At 42.1% G+C, this 18,094-nt stretch carries 13 protein-coding genes; all 13 read right to left on the reverse strand.

Features of this window, described 5'->3' with window-relative positions; all coding sequences use genetic code 11:
* Positions 1-53: 53 nt before the first annotated feature.
* Entirely contained in the window at positions 54-767 is a 714-nt protein-coding gene (gene radC, locus AB5170_RS14215) for a DNA repair protein RadC (RefSeq protein WP_330590270.1), read from the reverse strand.
* Positions 768-987: 220 nt separating this feature from the next.
* Entirely contained in the window at positions 988-2,586 is a 1,599-nt protein-coding gene (locus AB5170_RS14220; protein WP_173735558.1) for an NAD(P)/FAD-dependent oxidoreductase, read from the reverse strand.
* Between the two features lie 14 nt (positions 2,587-2,600).
* Positions 2,601-3,791 carry an NAD(P)/FAD-dependent oxidoreductase gene (locus tag AB5170_RS14225; protein WP_173718921.1) on the reverse strand — a complete coding sequence of 397 codons (1,191 nt, stop codon included), beginning with the start codon at positions 3,789-3,791 and terminating at the stop codon, positions 2,601-2,603.
* A 105-nt stretch (positions 3,792-3,896) separates the two neighbouring features.
* Positions 3,897-5,174 (reverse strand): methionine gamma-lyase family protein, encoded by a 1,278-nt coding sequence (locus AB5170_RS14230; protein WP_173769980.1) that lies wholly within the window; start codon positions 5,172-5,174, stop codon positions 3,897-3,899.
* Between the two features lie 93 nt (positions 5,175-5,267).
* Entirely contained in the window at positions 5,268-6,218 is a 951-nt protein-coding gene (miaA, locus tag AB5170_RS14235) for a tRNA (adenosine(37)-N6)-dimethylallyltransferase MiaA (protein WP_173717114.1), read from the reverse strand.
* A gap of 12 nt (positions 6,219-6,230) precedes the next feature.
* Positions 6,231-8,432, reverse strand: a complete 2,202-nt coding sequence (gene mutL / locus AB5170_RS14240; protein ID WP_173717113.1) for a DNA mismatch repair endonuclease MutL — start codon at positions 8,430-8,432, stop codon at positions 6,231-6,233.
* 97 nt (positions 8,433-8,529) lie between these two features.
* Positions 8,530-11,154, reverse strand: coding sequence for a DNA mismatch repair protein MutS (mutS, locus tag AB5170_RS14245; protein WP_244095590.1), 2,625 nt, complete (start codon positions 11,152-11,154; stop codon positions 8,530-8,532).
* 120 nt (positions 11,155-11,274) lie between these two features.
* Positions 11,275-12,564 carry a tyrosine-type recombinase/integrase gene (locus AB5170_RS14250; protein ID WP_368361801.1) on the reverse strand — a complete coding sequence of 430 codons (1,290 nt, stop codon included), beginning with the start codon at positions 12,562-12,564 and terminating at the stop codon, positions 11,275-11,277.
* 67 nt (positions 12,565-12,631) lie between these two features.
* Entirely contained in the window at positions 12,632-12,829 is a 198-nt protein-coding gene (locus AB5170_RS14255; RefSeq protein ID WP_118580248.1) for a helix-turn-helix domain-containing protein, read from the reverse strand.
* A gap of 34 nt (positions 12,830-12,863) precedes the next feature.
* Entirely contained in the window at positions 12,864-14,141 is a 1,278-nt protein-coding gene (locus AB5170_RS14260; protein ID WP_368361802.1) for a hypothetical protein, read from the reverse strand.
* 727 nt (positions 14,142-14,868) lie between these two features.
* On the reverse strand, positions 14,869-15,171 hold the full coding sequence (locus AB5170_RS14265) for a hypothetical protein (protein ID WP_148463002.1): 303 nt from the start codon (positions 15,169-15,171) through the stop codon (positions 14,869-14,871).
* A 33-nt stretch (positions 15,172-15,204) separates the two neighbouring features.
* The gene (locus AB5170_RS14270; protein WP_148463001.1) at positions 15,205-17,367 is read right to left on the reverse strand and encodes a PcfJ domain-containing protein; all 2,163 of its coding nucleotides are present in this window, start codon (positions 17,365-17,367) and stop codon (positions 15,205-15,207) included.
* Positions 17,368-17,392: 25 nt separating this feature from the next.
* Positions 17,393-18,094 (reverse strand): hypothetical protein (locus AB5170_RS14275; protein ID WP_368365080.1); only part of this gene is annotated, 702 nt, incomplete at its 5' end.

The raw sequence follows: 18,094 nt of genomic DNA on the forward strand, positions 1-18,094 counted from the left end.
CAAAAACAAATACCCGCCACTGGTTTACAGACGGCGTCAGCACTTCCGGCGGATCATTCCTCCGGCATCATTCCCTGTTCTTTAAAGCTAATGTATCTCTGGTCACCGATCACAACGTGATCCAGAAGCTTCACCCCAAGAATCTCCCCAGACCGGTAAATACGCTCTGTAATTTTCTTATCACATTCACTGGGCGTAGGATCTCCGCTTGGATGGTTATGAACCAGGATCACACTTACAGCGTGAAACTTCAATGCTTCCATAAAAACCTCCCTTGGAGTGATCAGAGTTGAATTCACGGTTCCCCGGGAAAGCATCTGCTCACCAAGAAAATGGTTTTTTCCATCCAGCAGCATAACGATCAATACTTCCTGCTCTTCGTGCCGGAGACGTTCCATATAGTATTTTGCTATCGTGATGGGTTCGTTAAAAGAAAGTCTTGGTCTGGCAACAGCAGACGCCATCCGCTTGGAAAGCTCCCCGATACATTTCAGCTGGACGGCCTTGACTTTCCCGATTCCGTTCACCTTCATCAGATCCGGAATGGACATATGTAAAAGTCCCAGAAGTCCCGGATAGGAGGTATCTTTCGTAAGACTTAAGATTTGATTGGCGAGTACAAGAGAATTGCAGCCTTGTACACCGCTTCTCAGGATCACTGCCAGAAGCTCGCTGTCGCTGAGCACGGATGGTCCCCACTGCAGACATTTCTCATAAGGACGTGACGACTCCGGCAGTTCTCTGATGGTCTGTTTCATTTCATTCATATCTTTCACCTGCAGTTCTCCAGGACTGACAGGATACTGCTCACACCATACCCAAAGCATACTTCGCGCAGCTTTGCCAATGAACAGTAATGGGACTGTTCTTCATGCCATAATAAGCAGATTCTTCTTATTCCCCGAGACACAAAGACAGTTTTCCCCGCATTGTGTTTCACAATGCAGACTCATTTTAGCATAAAAAAGGAGAGATGTACACTCTCTCCTAAAAATTTCTAAACTTTTTAGAAACAGCTTCCGCTACTTTTATGCCATCCATAGCAGCAGAAGTAATCCCGCCTGCATATCCAGCGCCTTCCCCACATGGGTAAATCCCCTCATAGTTTGCTTCCAGGGAATCCTTATCACGGACAATACGCACCGGAGATGATGTTCTGCTTTCCACGCCGGACAACACTGCATCAGGACGGTCAAAGCCTTTGATTTTTTTTCCAAAGGCAAGAACACCCTCTTCTATGGAATCACCGATCTCTTTTGGAAAAATACTGCGCACATCACCTGGAACACAGTCACCCTTAATACAAGGTTCTACATCTTTAAGTCTTGTACTTGGCTTATGATTCTGATAATCTTCAAACAACTGTACCGGAACCTTACCATTTCCAGCTTTCCACGCTGCGCGTTCCAGACTGCGCTGGAATGCTACACCGCCCAGTGGACCCTCTTCTGGAAAATCAGCCGGAGTCACCGATACGATCAGCGCACTGTTTGCATTGCGGCTGTCCCTGGCCTGATAGCTCATACCATTTACAGCAAGCATCTCCGGTTCCGAAGAAGCGTTCACCACATAACCTCCCGGACACATGCAAAAGGAATAAACACCACGGCCATTTTCACATGTGTGAGTGACTTTATAAGCAGCTGCTCCAAGTTTCTCGTTTTCCTCTTCCCCATAAAGAGCCAGATTGATCATGGACTGTGGATGTTCCATACGTACACCTACTGCAAAAGATTTTGGTTCCATATAGATTCCTTTTTTCTCAAACATGGAAAAAGAATCTCTTGCGCTGTGTCCAACTGCCAGCACACATACCTGGGCAGGAATCCTTTTTTCCCCATTTATCTCAATTTCTTTTAACTGACTGTTTTCAAAAAAAAGATCTGTCACTTTGGAACGGAACTGGAATTCCCCGCCCATTTCCTCAATTTCATGGCGAAGAGTCTCCACCACACCAACCAGCACGTCTGTACCAAGATGTGGTTTCTGCTGATAGATAATTTCTGACGGTGCACCCGCCTGCACGAAACGCTTCAGTACTTCATGATTTCTTCCTGAAGGGTCCTTTACCAGAGTATTTAGTTTTCCGTCGGAAAAAGTACCAGCCCCACCTTCACCAAACTGCACATTGGAATCCGGATCCAGTATGCCATTTTTCCAGAAATTCTCGACAGTCTTCTGACGGATATGCGCTTCCTCTCCCCGTTCCAGAACCAGAGGCCGATAACCTGCCCTTGCCAGATACCAGGCACAAAAAATTCCGGCAGGTCCGCTTCCTACAATGACTGGCGGATATTTCAGTTCCTCTTCACCAGGAGATGGAAATATGTATTCCTTTTTCTTGGTTGACATAATGTTATTATCATGAACCTTTCGTAAGATCTTGTTTTCCTGATTTATATCCTGCAAAGACACGTCTACTGTATAAACAAATTTCTTATCCTCTTTATGCCGGCAATCCAGTGACTGCTTCACTATTTCGTAAGTGAAGCCTTCATTTTTCAGACGAAGCTCCTTACGGATCTTTTGGCTTAACTCTTCCGGGGTATGATTGATTGAAAGTTTCAGCTGGGTAATTCGAATCATGTTATTCTCCTTTTTCAAACACGCTCTGACATTTTGCTGGCATTCACTCCTGCAACATAACCGCTGGACCAGGCCCACTGCAGATTGTAACCGCCACATTTCCCATCAATGTCCAATAGTTCTCCTGCGAAATATAGGCCTGAATTTCGTGTGGATTCCAAGGTCCGGGCGTTAACCTGCGTAGTATCAACGCCGCCTGAGCACACCTGTGCCTGTTCAAAAGACTGATAACCAGTCACTTTAAGCGGATAGCTGCTGATTGCTTCTTCCAGATCATTTGCTGACAAAAGCACTTTTGCAAGCTTATCCGGGAAAAGTCCGGTCAAAAAGTCTTTTTTTCCTTTATAGGGGCAGTTTTCCTTTCGTATTTTCAGAAAAGCTTTTAACTGTTCCCGGGAAAATTCTGGCAGAAAATTTAAAATCAGAGTCACATTTTTTCCCTGTTTCAGTGCACGGATTCCGTATCGGCTGACCTGAAACACCGGAATTCCGGATACGCCATAATCAGTAAGCTGTAGTTCTCCTGTTTCCTCTGTGACTTTTTCCCCATCCACAAGCAGCGTAATTCTGCCTTCTGTTCGAACACCTGCCCAGCCGGAAAAGCCTGTATTCCTGCATTTCAGGGCAGTTAAAGCTGGGAGAGGCTCTATAAGCCTGTGCCCCAGTGCTGCGGCAAGCTCATAACCGCTGCCATCTGAACCGGAAATTGCAGAAGCTTTGGAACCATTGGCAAGAATAACAGCCTCACCCTCGTATATCCAGCCTTCTACCTGAACCTTCCAGATATCCTGTTCCTTAAAAACACGTTGTACTTTTTGGTTGGTCTTGATCTTTACCCCAAGATTCCGTGCTTCCATACACAATACCTCGGCAACGCTTGCTGCCTGTCCGCTGTGAGGATAGAGATAGCCGCCGTTTTTATTTACAGGATAAATTCCAAGCCGGGTAAAAAATTTCACCGTGTCTTCTACCGGAAACTGGTTCAGAACTGCCTGTTCAAAGCCTGGATTTTCGCTTCGATATGCATCAGACGGCACCTGGATATTGGTAAAATTACATTTGCCGTTTCCTGTAGCGCAGATCTTTTTGCCTGGTTTTTCATTTTGTTCCAATATGGTTACAGCGGCCCCGTTTTCTGCAGCTGCAATGGCAGCCATCAACCCGGACGCCCCGCCGCCTGTAACGATAACACGTTTTTTCTCCATATAAACTCCCGTTTTTTACATCTGTTTGAAAGAACTTATGGTAACGGTTCAGCGCTTCACAGTTATACGCCTGGCGTTGCACGAAAATTCATGTTTTTCATAATTTCACGGTAATTTTACCAAATCCTGCTCCACAAGTTTCTGCAAGGACATCATAACACCTAGTTTTGCATGCTCCCAGGTAAGTCCTCCCTGGAAATATACGGCATATGGCTCTTTCACAGGTCCATCTGCGGAAAGCTCAATAGAAGAGCCCTGTACAAATGCGCCAGCTGCCATAATGACCTGACTGTCATAACCTGGCATATCCCATGGCTCCGGATCAACATAACTGTCAACCGGGGCAGCAGCCTGAATCCCCTTACAGAATGCGATCAGACGCTCCGGACTTTTTAAAGTCACTGCCTGAATAATATCCTGCCTTGGCTCTGTGGAATTTGGAACCACGTCAAATCCAAGCTTTTCATAAATATTGGCTGCAAAAACAGCGCCCTTTAACGCACCCTTTGTCACCATCGGTGCAAGGAAAAATCCCTGATAGAAGGAACGGTTTACGCCAAGTGAAGCTCCCACCTCAGCACCAAGCCCCGGACAGGTCATACGGTAAGAAGCATTTTCCACGCACTCTTTGGTTCCCGCAATGTAACCGCCAATTGGAGCAAGTCCGCCGCCCGGGTTTTTGATCAAAGAACCAACCACCATATCTGCACCAACATCACTGGGCTCAATCGTGTCAACAAATTCGCCGTAGCAATTGTCTACCATACAGATCACATCAGGCTTAATGCTCTTTACAAATGCAATCAGCTCACCAATCTGCTTTACTGAAAAAGAGGGGCGTGTCATATAGCCTTTGGAACGCTGAATCTCAACCAGTTTTGTTTTCTCATTGATTGCTTTGCGGATATTTTCATAATCGAAAGTTCCATCCTCAAGAAGATCCACCTGACGATAAGTTACTCCGTATTCTGCCAGGGACCCCTTGGATGGACGGATACCGATCACCTCTTCAAGAGTATCATATGGCTTTCCGGCTGGTGCCAGCATTTCGTCGCCTGGACGCAGGTTTCCAAAAAGAGCAATGGCCAGGGCATGCGTTCCACACGCAATCTGCGGACGCACCAGACATGCTTCTGTGTGGAATGTATCCGCATAAACCTTTTCCAGAGTATCACGGCCGTAATCGTTGTAGCCGTAACCTGAAGAAGAGCCGAAGCACTCCTCGCTGACGCGGTTTTTCTGCATAGCCAGAAGAACTTTCATCTGGTTATATTCTGCAGTTTTGTCAAACTGTTCAAAACGCTCCTTTAAGGATTTTTCTATTTCATGGCAAAAATCGTAAACCTGGGAAGAAATTCCCAGCTGCTCGTATAATTCTTTCATAATAAATTTTCCGTCTGTCTGACGGTATTCCTCCATTTTTTTGTTTTCAAAGCGGGCGATTACCCCCTGTGGAAAATCTGATTATCGAAATAACTACTCTCCAGTTATTCCTTTTTCATGGCAAACGCTCAGCATATATTCCAGCATTTTATTCTCGTCATACCCGAACTCATCTTTATTCACCCACACTGTTTCCGGTTCTCTGTGGAACCAGGTGAGCTGGCGTTTGGCAAAGTGCCGGGTGTCGCGCTTCAAGATCCGCACAGCCTCTTCCAGCGGCATTTCTCCATCCAGATAGGCCAGGATTTCTTTATATCCAAGACCCTGCATGGAAACCATACCTCTGTGATAGCCCATGTCCTTCAGCTTCTGGACTTCTGCCACAAGACCGCTGGTCATCATTTCATCCACCCGCTTATCAATGCGTTTATATAAAAGCTCCCGTGGTGCATTCAGCACAAAGTATGCCAGATTATAGGGGCTGGTTCGTTCCTGCTGCTCCTCATTGTGTGCGGAAATAGGGCTATGGTTCTGATGATAAAATTCCAGTGCGCGGATTACACGCTTCGTGTTGTTTTCGTGGATCACTTCGGCGCTTTTGAGATCCACCTCTGCCAGCATCTGATGAAGATATGCAGCACCTTTTTCCTGGACAATCGCCTCCAGATCGGCCCGGTATCCATCGTCCTGCTCAGCCTGGGTAAAATCAATATCTCTGGTCACCGCCTGAATATAAAAGCCGGTTCCCCCCACCAGAATGGGAATATGTCCCCTGGTGTAAATCTTTTCCATGGCATCCTTTGCCATCTGTTGAAAACGCACAATGTGAAATTCATCCTCTGGCGTCAGCTCATCCACCAGGTAATGGGGAACTCCCTGCATTTCTTCTGGCATGATCTTCGCAGAGCCAATATCCATATATTTATAAACCTGCATGGAATCTGCAGATATGATCTCGCCGCCAATGGCTTTTGCCAGAGAAATAGACAGCCTGGTTTTTCCAACTGCAGTAGGACCGGTAAGGACAATAAGAGGTTTTTTCATAATCTCTCCTGTTTATACAATTCGCTTAAATTTCTTTTCAATTTCTGTCTTTGTCATCGCAATGATAGTGGGACGGCCATGAGGACAATTATATGGATTGTCCAGAGTAAGAAGCTCGTCGATCAGCTTATCTGCCTCCAGAGCAGACATCTGATGATTTCCTTTGACAGCAGATTTGCATGCCATTGTGGCAAGTCTTGCTGTGAAAAGGTCAAAAGCATCCTTTGCACCTTCTCCTCCCAGATTGTCAAGCATTTCCAGAAAGAGTTCTTCTTCATGGAATCCGTACAAATTTGTCGGAACTGCACTGATACAGTATTCCCTTCCACCAAAGGGTTCAATCTCAAAACCGTATTTCCTGAAATATTCTTCGTTGGCTTTTAATTTCGCCTGTTCATCCATGTTCAAGGTCACCACAAGCGGAGGATTCAGATATTGCGATTCAATGGACTGTTCTTTAAAACGTTTTACAAAGCGCTCATAATTTACCTTTTCGTGAGCTGCATGCTGGTCGATAATGTAAAACTGGTTTTCAAATTCCACCAGCCAGTAGGTGTCAAACAACTGGCCAATCAGCTTATGGCGGTTTCGGGATTCTGGTGCCAGAAGTTTCTCCTGAAAAAGCTCAAGCTGCTTTCCCCCAACGGATGGATATTCTGTACCTGGATCACTCTGTCCAGGCTCAGATTTATCTGGTATCTCATAGTTTACGGATACAGCAGTCTCTGCCTGATTATCGGCTTCATTCATTCTCTCAACCGATATGTTATCTTCTGCCGCTTTTTCATCTGCACTTTTATCCGCTTTTTCTTCTGCTTTTTCATCCGCTCTTTTATCTGCCTCCGCAGCCTCTTTTAAAGTTCCTGCAAAAAGAGCTTCCTCTTCCTTGCTAAATGGCTTCGCCTGATAAATTGCCTGCTCACGAAGCACACTGCTGGCCTGACAGCCAGAGCTGTTTACAAGGCTTCCAGATGAATTTATTTTTCCAGTTGGAGCTGTTTTTTCAGTTAGAGCTGTTTTTCCAGTTAGAACTGTTTTTTCAGCAGCCTGTGAATAGCAGCTTTCATTATTCCCTGCGCTGCTTCGACCAGCTTTTTCAGCAGCACCTTCACAATGAAGCTCCGTCCTGCGACTTTTCTCAAATGGCTCCGGAACTGCTCCGCGGCTTACTGCTGCCACCTTTGATTCCCGCTCCTCTTTCCCCACTGGAACAACCGGTATCAGTTCTCTGTGAAGAAGTGCATTGTGAACAGCCTCGTAAATGGCATCATACACCTCCGCCCCTCTTGCAAAACGAACCTCCAGTTTCCGGGGATGAACATTTACATCCAGATCATTTCCTGTCATCTGGATCTGCAATGACACAAAAGGAAATTTATGCTGCATGACAAAGCCCTTATATGCATCCTCAATGGCCTTCGTAATAATATTGTTTTTCACAAATCTGCCATTTACATAGTAATTCTCAAAGCTTCGGTTTCCTCTGGAAACTTCAGGTTTGCCGGCGTATCCCTCAATTTTCATAAAATCATTTTCGTAGGAGACTTCCAGAAGTGCTTTCGCCATATCCCTGCCGTATACATTATAAATCACATCTTTTACATTATAGTTGCCGGAGGTGTGCAGCTTCACCTGTTTGTTCTGAATATATTTGAAAGATATTTCCGGATGGGAAAGAGCAAGCTGTTCCATCATAGTTCCAATATAATTTGCTTCTGAAGAATCAGATTTCAGGAACTTGCTTCGGGCCGGTGTATTGTAAAAAAGATTCCGAACCAGGAATGTAGTTCCATCCGGAGCTCCCATTTCTTCCATGCTTTGTTCCACGCCGCCCTCAATCACATAACGCACACCACTGATCGCGGAAGGTGTTTTGGTAATCAGCTCCACCTGGGAAACAGCGGCAATACTGGACAAAGCCTCACCACGAAATCCCAGTGAGGCTATGTTTTCCAGGTCTTCTACTTTTTCAATTTTGCTAGTGGCATGACTTAAGAATGCTGTTGGTACCTGAGATGCTTCGATTCCGCCACCGTTGTCGGTAATACGGATCAGCTTCTTTCCTCCGTCTGTGATTTCCACAGTTACAGCTGTAGCACCTGCGTCAATTGCATTCTCTACAAGCTCCTTCACAACAGAAGAAGGGCGTTCCACCACTTCTCCTGCTGCAATTTTATCAATGGTATGTTTATCTAAAACTGCTATTTTTCTCAAGTTTTTCTCTCCATATAAAAGCAGGTTGACCGCTTCGGTTCACAATACGGACATGTCGCCTGCGGTGACAACACCATATATGAAAGTCAACAGTCAGTTACCATCTGTTCTTTATCTTATTCTGAAGATTGTATAACGTATTTAAGGCTTCCATGGGAGTCAGATTTCCAATGTCAATGCCTTTTAATTCTTCAATAATGTCATTGTCCTGTACAGTGTCAAATAATGACATCTGCGCCATATCCATTTCTACCTTCGGCTTCTTCTTCGGTGAAGCCAGATCTTTTACAGCAGCAGTAATGTCTGCATCGCTTAATTCCTCAACCAGCTCTTTTGCACGGTTAATAACAGAATCCGGAACACCTGCCAGCTTGGCGACCTGAATTCCATAGCTCTTATCTGCGCCGCCTTTTACAATCTTGCGGAGAAAAACAATATCGTCACCTTTTTCCTTAACTGCAATGCAGTAGTTGGTAACGCCAGATAGTTTTCCTTCCAGTTCAGTCAGTTCATGATAATGTGTGGCAAATAATGTCTTGGCTCCACAAAGCTTTGTATTACTGATATGTTCAATCACTGCCCAGGCAATGGCAAGACCATCAAAGGTACTGGTTCCACGGCCAATCTCATCCAGGATCAGAAGGCTCTTGGCAGTGGCATTTCGAAGGATATTGGCAACCTCAGTCATTTCCACCATGAAAGTACTCTGTCCGCTGGCAAGGTCATCTGATGCACCTACACGAGTAAAGATTCTGTCCACAATTCCAATTACAGCCTTATCTGCCGGAACAAAGCTTCCAATCTGTGCCATAAGTACGATCAACGCAGTCTGGCGCATGTATGTGGATTTACCTGCCATATTTGGACCTGTAATAATGGAAACTCTTTTTTTAGTATTGTCAAGGTATGTATCGTTGGCAATGAACATATCATTATCGATCATCTGCTCTACAACCGGATGACGACCACCTTTGATATCTATAATTCCGCCTTCATTTACCTTCGGACGTACATAATGATTGCGCTCAGCAACAAGCGCCAGGGATGCAAACACATCCAGACCTGCAATTGCCTTGGCTGTACGCTGGATTCTTATCACTTCCTGGCCAACTTTATCACGGACATTGGAAAACAGCTCGTATTCCAGGGCATAAAGTTTATCTTCAGCGCCAAGGATCATATTTTCAAGGTTTTTCAACTCCTCGGTAATATAACGTTCTGCATTTGCAAGAGTCTGTTTACGGATGTAGTTCTCCGGCACCAGTTCTTTAAACGTATTGGTTACCTCAAGGGCATAGCCGAATACACGGTTATATTTGATCTTCAGGGATTTGATTCCGGTACGCTCACGTTCCTTTGTTTCCAGCTCTGTAAGCCATTTTTTTCCATCTGTGCGGGCACTGCGGAATTTATCCACATCTTCGTTAAAGCCTTCACGAATAATGCCTCCATCCTTCTGGGCAAGGGGCGGTTCATCTACAATGGCGTGCTTGATCAGATCTGTAATATCTTCAAGACTGTCCATGTCCTTGTAGATTTCTTTCAGAATCGGTGCCTGAAAGTCCTTGAGAACCTGTTTAATATAAGGAATCATTTCCAGAGAGGACGCAAATGCTACCATATCTCTTGGATTTGCAGACTTAAAGCTGATGCGGCTGACCAGACGCTCCAGGTCATACACTGGATTGAGATATTCCCGGATCTCATCGCGGAGCATCGGTTTCTCATTCAGCTCTTCAAGAGCTTCCAGTCTGCGATTGATCTCTTCTGCATCGATCAGTGGCTGTTCCACAAAGGAGCGAAGAGTACGGGCACCCATGGCTGTTTTAGTCTTATCCAGTACCCAGAGAAGAGAACCTCTTTTCTGCTTTTCACGGAGGGTCTCCACCAACTCCAGATTTCGTCGGCTGGAGCTGTCAATCAGCATATAACGCTCTGCCGTATAAGGACGGATGGTAGTCATCTGAGAAAGTGCAGTCTTCTGCGTTTCCTTAAGATACAAAAACAGCGCTCCGGCAGCTATGATTCCACTGTCATAATCGCTGATTCCAAGGCCTTCCAGATTGGTTACGTGAAAATGTTCCCTTAATTCTTTTCTGCAGGTATCATCATCGAAATACCAGGCATCCAGGGAAAAAATACAAATTCCAAGACGTTCTTTCAAATCGTCTGTGTCAACCCCACTCATAAAAAAGGAATCATTACATATGATTTCAGCCGGACTGAATTTGTTGATCTCATCAACCAGTTTCTGGCTATTTGGTACTTCTGTAAGGAAACAGTCACCTGTGGTAATATCCGCTATTGCACAACCAAAGCGGTCTGCTATGGAGACAATTGACATCAGATAATTGTTCTTTGACTCATCCAAAGAAGTTGCATCTAAAGTAGTTCCGGGAGTAACCACACGGATAACAGCACGCTTTACAAGTCCTTTTGCTTTTTTCGGATCCTCTACCTGTTCGCAGATTGCAACTTTATGTCCCCGTTCAATAAGACGGTTAATATAGGTATCAGCTGCATGAAAGGGAATTCCACACATAGGAGCACGTTCTTCCAGACCGCAGTCTTTACCGGTGAGCGTCAGTTCCAGCTCCTTGGATACCAGAAGTGCATCATCAAAAAACATCTCGTAGAAATCCCCGAGACGATAAAATAAGATGCAGTCTTTGTATTCTTCTTTTGTTTTGCAGTATTCCTGCATCATCGGTGACAGTTTCATGGTTTGCGCTGAATCCCTTAATTTATGCGGGTTTGAAGCACCTGAAATAGTAGTTTGACCCCCATTTGACCCCCGGTTAGTATTTTGTATGTTATCAGTAGTATTCTTCATAATTTTCCTTTATTCTTTTTCTGGCACCGCCGGAACTTTTCCCTCATCGTATTTTGCAGCAAATTTTCTAAATTCATCTGCCACATAATCCTGTTCCAGATGTGTATAATAGTTCGTCATATTTACGCTTGTATGTCCCACAATCTTACTCACCGTAAATGGAGACATATTAGACTCATTCAGTTTGGTGACGAACGTATGCCGAAATTTATGGGGATATACCTCATAAAGACGAGGTTCCCTATTTTCTTTTTCAGCTAATTCGATCTCTTTTTTTTCAATTATGCTTATAATACGTGAACATTCCGCGTTTGCATATTGAGGAAGAAAAACCCCTCCTGGTTGTGTTGTGAATACAAGATCCGGAAAATCTTTGAGGAAAGGATTTTCCTTTCCCCATGATGATCCGCTTTTTTCTTTATCCGCAATCTGCTTTTTCTCCCAAGAGTGAAATGCCAATTCAACACCCTCTGTCATAGGAATCCAACGATAACTTGCCTTTTTCTTAGGCGTCGTTATCTGTTTAACTGACTCTGGTTTTTCTAATCGATTTTTTCCTTCATCAAAATAAATCGTCGTTCTATTCAGTGTTTTATATACACGAATTCGATGACATTCAAAATCAATATCAGACCAGCAAAGTGCTGTAATTTCGCCAATACGCATTCCAGTATTCAAAATAATATAAAATAGTTCATAATATCTCGTGTTTTTTGCTGCATCAAGAAATGTTTTAATTTCCTCTGGTTGAAGTATTTTGCTTTCATCCTCCAATATTGGATCAACTGTTACTTTTTCGGATTTTTCTATTGCAATCCCTTTACAGGGATTCATTGGAATCATTTGATTATCTACCGCACTTTGAAGTAATTGCTTTACAATTGATAAAGTATGGACAACTGATGATTCCGCATAGCCATCGTTTTGCATTCCTTCAACCATATTGTAGATATGAGAGGGTGTGAGGCAATCAAGCCTCACAGAGCCAATAAAATCTGCACCCCGCTCAAATCCATCTACATATCCACGAACCGTATTTGCTTTAATTCGCCCAATTTTGTAAAGTTTCATCCATACATCAAACCATTCAGAAACTTTATATTTTTTCGCTTTATCATTATAACCCAGAATGTATTTTGCTTTTTCAAGATCACGTTTTTTCTTTAGTTTTGCCAAATTTCTATCATATAAATATTGGGGTTTCGGGGAACCTGGTATATAATATTTGGCTTGATAACGTCCGTCCTTCCTTTGCGAAAGTCCACTTCCTAATTCTTTGCCTTTCAAAGATTTTCCCATACTGTGTTCATCCTTTCCAGGCCAGATTTCAAGTACATCAGAATATTAACACGTTCTTAAAAAATATTCAAGTGTCCTGTTCCTCCAACCAGTGTTCGAATTTTTTTCTGTGTACAAGTGTTCTGCGCCCAATTCGGACGCAGAAATCATTTTCAGCCATTATAGTACGAACTGTTTTTTCAGATAACCCAGTTAATTCACAGGTTTCTTTTACTGAAAGAAGAAGTTTCCCATTTTCCTCCTTTGTATCGTTCTTTTTTCTCATACCTACATTTCCTTTCACATATCAAATTCAACTACTACAATGTACCTTTCTCCCGTAATGCCAATATTTTTTCTATTGCTTCCTGTCTTGTTATGCCTTCTCTTTTGGCTTTTATTGCAATATACTCTTGCGCTACACCATATGCTTTACAGCAAGCCACAAAGCTTTTGTACACTTCTCCATGGAAATGGAATTCTTTTTCTATCCTCGCTTGATAAGTAGCAATAACAGCCTCTTCAAAAGAACAGCTAGTATCTCTCATGCGCTTAAGTACCAATTTTTTTTGTATTTTTAAATCATCATAGCAACTGGTTTTAGAAGGATATTCTTTTCCCATTATAACGACTTTTTTAGGGACTCCCGGTTCAAAATTCGTCTGTCTTTTAAATTGCTTTTCTTTTGCTTTCCGATCCTTTCTTTTTAAAAAGTATTCCACAGCTTCTTCGGCAGAAACCATTTTTTCTACCATTCTTCTATAAACATCCTTATACCGTATCCCCTGTTCTTCACAGCACTGGCGAAGATCATTATAAAATTGATCACCGACTTTCAGTGCCACATTTTGAAACACTTCTTCTCTTTTGGCATAATAATCGGCAGCTTCCGTAATCGAGCATTCATTGCGAAGTGCATATCCATAAAGAGTTCCTTCTCGGATTCGCAGATCAGAACATAATTCCTTTATATTTTCATAGCATTTACCATTTTCCAATGTTATGTTTTCAATATCTCCGGTGCCAAAAAGCCTTTCTTTTTTTTGCTTTAGGTTTTGTAACGTTTCCTGCACACTGCAATCACTGTTCATAATTTTTGCCAAAACTCGTCTATATGGAAATTTCAACATCCTACAACATTCATGCAGATCCGCATATTTTACTCCATCAAATTCTATAACATCTGTTCCTAGTTTTTGCTTAACTTCCAAGCAGTGTTTGATGGCTTCCTCTTTTGAACAATTATATCTTGAAGAATAATTGTAAACATCATAATACTTTATTCCGTACTGTCTGCACTGTTCTGCAATGGACTTATGGCAAATGGTGCTATCATAATCATTTTTTCTTCTTACAGGATGCTGTATGAGGTAATAGTTAAGAGCTTCAGCTAATGAAATATCCTCTGCAATACATTTTTGGCGTACTTTGTCTGCTTCTAAATTGTAATTCCAACAGCACTTCACAAATGAATCGTATTTTTTTCCTTTGTAAAAAAAAGGAGAAGGATTATATACTTTTTGATTTCCGTCCCTGTTTTCAGCTTTTTTCAAACAATAATTTAGTGCTACAGTTTTTGATCTTCCTGTTTCTCTCATACAACGTCTCACAGTGCATTCAGGTATTCCCAGCTCTTTACAACACTCACGAAATGATGCATAATTTTTGCCTTTATACTTGAAGCGCAAAAGATTTGTATGATTAATTGAGCGCTCAAGAGCTTCCTAAACTGTATACCCGCATTGATACTGTAATTGCTGAACGCTATATTTGTTTATTTTATAAAAATCGCAACAGGTATCTAAGCTAAGCCATTTCCTATTACGAAAAACAAACTCCTTTTTCTGTTTATTCTCTAACATCTGGCTTATAGCTTCCTCAAACGTACAGTTATAGTCGTGTGCATGCTGCAATACTCCCAAATATCTTAATCCAAGTTTTTCGCAGCAATTCTTTTTTCCCGAATATGTAACACCATCATATTCATAACTAAATTGTTCCCAATATTTCGATTTTCGTTTCGGTTTATGCATTTGAACATGATCCTTTCCTTGATTCCAAATTGACACAAAACAGGCAATATTCCCCCTTTCGTTATTTTATTCACGGCATTAGCAGAAGTAATATAAAAAACACCCTAAAACCATTATCCTTATGATTTTAGGGTGTACTAATCACACTATATTAAGCTCTTAACATCTTGATCTCCATCAAGATAAAATATCTGCAGTATCTGCTGCCAAATGCCATTTTTATTATACCATCCAACAATTTTGTGTCAATTCCACTATAGTTTCATATCTGTAGTATTTTAATTCCACCATTCTAATTCTTTACAAACCATTTTCTTCTGTACCTCATTGCAAAGAGTTCCAAACGATTGCGCATTTCTTCATGACAATTATGTGAGCGAAACTCTCCATGGATCTCTACAAATTGCTCCGTATAATCCTGTGTTATATCCACCAGCCAATCAGATACCACCACTGGGATCCAATCCACATTTTCGCGAAACCTTTTTACAACGATTTCCATTTTATAGAATTTTTCACTACCATATTGATAACAAAGCTTAAATTCCGTTGCAATCCTCCCTGTCAGGGTAACTTGATTATTTCCATTTTTCATAGTATCTTTATCATCTTTCTTTTGTTTTCTGGTTTATGCTGCATTTTCCATCAAATCCTCTTCCAGAATATCCGCAAGCAGCTTTCCAGTAAAGCCAAATCCGTTCACCTTTACTTTCTTTTCCCGCAGATCCTCAATTTCTCTCTTTCGAAGATCACGGCTTTTTATCGAAAGCATCTTATCTTCCTTATTTAGTTTACGCGAAAGCTGTTTCTGCCAACGCAATAAAAATTTCTCGGCCTGCTTAATATCCGGGTTCTGCCTGTTAAAATATGTCCGTTTCTGGCGTACTGTCCCATCTGGTTCCACTTCCAATGTATAATATGGCTTTTGGGGTGCATTCTTTTTTCTCAGGAACAAAAGATAAGACTCCTGTTTTACCATACGCGCAAAATAAGTATCTTTTCCGATGATGCAGTGCTGCAGTTCTTCTCCTTCTTCCAGAATATCCTTGATTTTCCGCGGTGCCACAATTTGGAAAGTATGATCGCTATATTCATATTTTCTCAGGTTCTCACAGACGTTTTCTATACCAGGAAATTTTTCTGCAATCTCTTCGGCTTTTATATCCATTTTCTTCTCTATCATCAATTGAACCAGTTCGTTATGCCGTTTTTCCAGTTTTCTCACACGGTATATAATTGGATCCTTCACGTCCATACCAAGCTTTAACGCCATGTCAAGATAGTCTTGCCAGGTACCAATAAGCTCCTTTGGCTTTTTTTCGCTTTCTTTTGCCTGTTTTTCCAAATAATTTTTTATCTGTTCCGGGCTCATCCGATCCAGTACAAACAAAAGGTCTTCCGGACAGATCTGCCATTTCGAGAACCAGGCAATCACGTTATCTTTTATCACTTTTTCAAATCCCTTTTCATAAGTCAACCATTGCAGAAATACTTTTCCACCATGATTATTGCGAAGGCGGTTCAGGCGGAACTTATCAATCCCAAGAGCATGTCCAAGCGAATCTGCTTCCTTATAAAAAACAGAAGTATTGTTTTCTATGATTTCCTTTGCAAGCTCATTCAGCCCGGCTTTTATCAGCTGCTCCAGATAAGGATATTGCTTTAACCGATGAAAATAGGCTACCGGCTCTACTGTTTCACTTTTTCTGACCAGCTCATGGAATCCGCTTCTTTTAAGCTGATTATTTTTTATTCCATGGAGTGACTTTTTGTAGATATGCCCCGGATAGCGGGGTTCATATCCCCAATTCCCCCAGCAATAAGGGTTGTATGTATTCAATGACCCATGGATCCATCTGTTCTCTTCTGTCCCATGATAATAACCCCAGTAAAATTTTTTTTCGTTAAGGTCTTTATCAAATACATATCGTCGCAGCTCTCTCCAGTTATAAACTGGTTTTGTATAAGCAACCATGTCATATTTCACATCTGCCCTGAATTCACGAATAACAAAATTATCACCGCATGTCTGCAAAAGATATGCAGTTTCTTCTTTTGACTTTACCATGCGCTGTCTTCCCACTGCCTTATATTGGATCTTATGCCTGCAGTTAGGACATTTTCCCGTCCTGTTGTGTTTTACGCCATTCACCACCACATTCTTTTCACACCATGTACAGTAGCCTGTGATATTTTTCTTCCGGGAGTATTCATAAAAAATGTAATTCTGTGTAATTCCCACTCTTTTCAGCCATTTCTCCCAGTCCTTCGGAGTTTCCCTGACGTATTTCATAACCTGGTCCCAGGCGGTTGTTCGTTTTAAATGTTTCTGTATCTTTTGCCTTTCCCGTACCTGTTCTTCAAAATGAAAAAGGCCATAACATACATTATCTTTTTTATATTCCTCACCCAGGGTTTCCCATATTTGACTGCGGCTGTTTAGATCACACCAGGTATGATCTCCCTTTACCCCTTTAGGCAGTTCAATTTTATCCAGCATTTTATTGGTCCATTTCTTCAGCCGGTAATCATATCCTATGAAGCAATCATTTTCCTTATCAATGAACAGGGTATATAAAGGTCTTCTTCCGCCAGCAGTCAAAATATCTGTAACAAAAAAACCAATTTTTAAGATATTTTCGTCCATTTCTGCCTGAATGAACAAACCAATTGGATATTCCATTCTCTCATAAGCCATATTTCCGATAGCTGGAATATCACTTTCTGCCGCCAGAACCATCTCCTCCGATGGTTCCAATACCTTCATTTTTTTAAGCTTTCGTTTTTCCATCTAATTTGTCCTTTCCGAAGTTATTTTATAAATCCAGGGTTAACTGCTCAGCCTCATCCTTATGCTCATTTGCCGTAACCCACTCCTGTTGCAAAGCTTCAATCTGTTCGGCAGAAAGTCTCTTCTTCATAAATCTTTGTTCTGTATCATTCAGAGACTCCCAGCCCTTTTGCACAATCTTTCTTTTTGTCTGCTCCAAGCGTTTCTCTTTTCGTTTCTGTTTCCACTTCTTCTTCGCTTTCGCAAAGTCTGCTTCATAGCCAATGTATATTCCGGCTTTTTTATCCTCAGTATCCTGTGCCTTATCTCGCGTCAATCGCGTAGCAACTCTAACATTCAGAATTTCCACCTTCAAATCCGGATCGTACAAGGCCTGCATAGAATAGCCATTCCACCATTCCTTATCAAAAATATCCTCCTGTTTTCTTTTTACAATTTCCTCACAGATATCGACCGAAACCTTGCTTTGCAAAAATTTCTTTCCCCTTGTGATCGTCACTACAGGCTCCCCGGCAAAAAAGGTATCATCTTTTCGGATTGTAGATACCTTTAAATCGTAGTATATATTCCCTGTCTTTTTGGAAAGAGGTCTGCCCCGCAGCATACAATACTCTCCTGGTCCGCACATGCACCTCATCGGATTATATTGCAGGCTCCATTCCTGCTTCTCGTAGTTATAAGACATATGCATCTTACAAATACAGTTTTTATGCTGTTCCTTAAATTT

This window comes from Ruminococcus sp. RTP21484sp1_RTP21281st1_A8_RTP21281_210402 (assembly GCF_040914025.1).
Lineage (GTDB): Bacteria > Bacillota > Clostridia > Lachnospirales > Lachnospiraceae > Blautia_A > Blautia_A faecis.

Coding starts and splice junctions, on each gene's coding strand:
- radC (WP_330590270.1), bottom strand. CDS start 767: ATGAATGAAATGAAACAGACCATCAGAGAACTGCCGGAGTCGTCACGT.
- AB5170_RS14220 (WP_173735558.1), bottom strand. CDS start 2,586: ATGATTCGAATTACCCAGCTGAAACTTTCAATCAATCATACCCCGGAA.
- AB5170_RS14225 (WP_173718921.1), bottom strand. CDS start 3,791: ATGGAGAAAAAACGTGTTATCGTTACAGGCGGCGGGGCGTCCGGGTTG.
- AB5170_RS14230 (WP_173769980.1), bottom strand. CDS start 5,174: ATGAAAGAATTATACGAGCAGCTGGGAATTTCTTCCCAGGTTTACGAT.
- miaA (WP_173717114.1), bottom strand. CDS start 6,218: ATGAAAAAACCTCTTATTGTCCTTACCGGTCCTACTGCAGTTGGAAAA.
- mutS (WP_244095590.1), bottom strand. CDS start 11,154: ATGAAACTGTCACCGATGATGCAGGAATACTGCAAAACAAAAGAAGAA.
- AB5170_RS14250 (WP_368361801.1), bottom strand. CDS start 12,564: ATGGGAAAATCTTTGAAAGGCAAAGAATTAGGAAGTGGACTTTCGCAA.
- AB5170_RS14255 (WP_118580248.1), bottom strand. CDS start 12,829: ATGAGAAAAAAGAACGATACAAAGGAGGAAAATGGGAAACTTCTTCTT.
- AB5170_RS14260 (WP_368361802.1), bottom strand. CDS start 14,141: ATGAGAGAAACAGGAAGATCAAAAACTGTAGCACTAAATTATTGTTTG.
- AB5170_RS14265 (WP_148463002.1), bottom strand. CDS start 15,171: ATGAAAAATGGAAATAATCAAGTTACCCTGACAGGGAGGATTGCAACG.
- AB5170_RS14270 (WP_148463001.1), bottom strand. CDS start 17,367: ATGGAAAAACGAAAGCTTAAAAAAATGAAGGTATTGGAACCATCGGAG.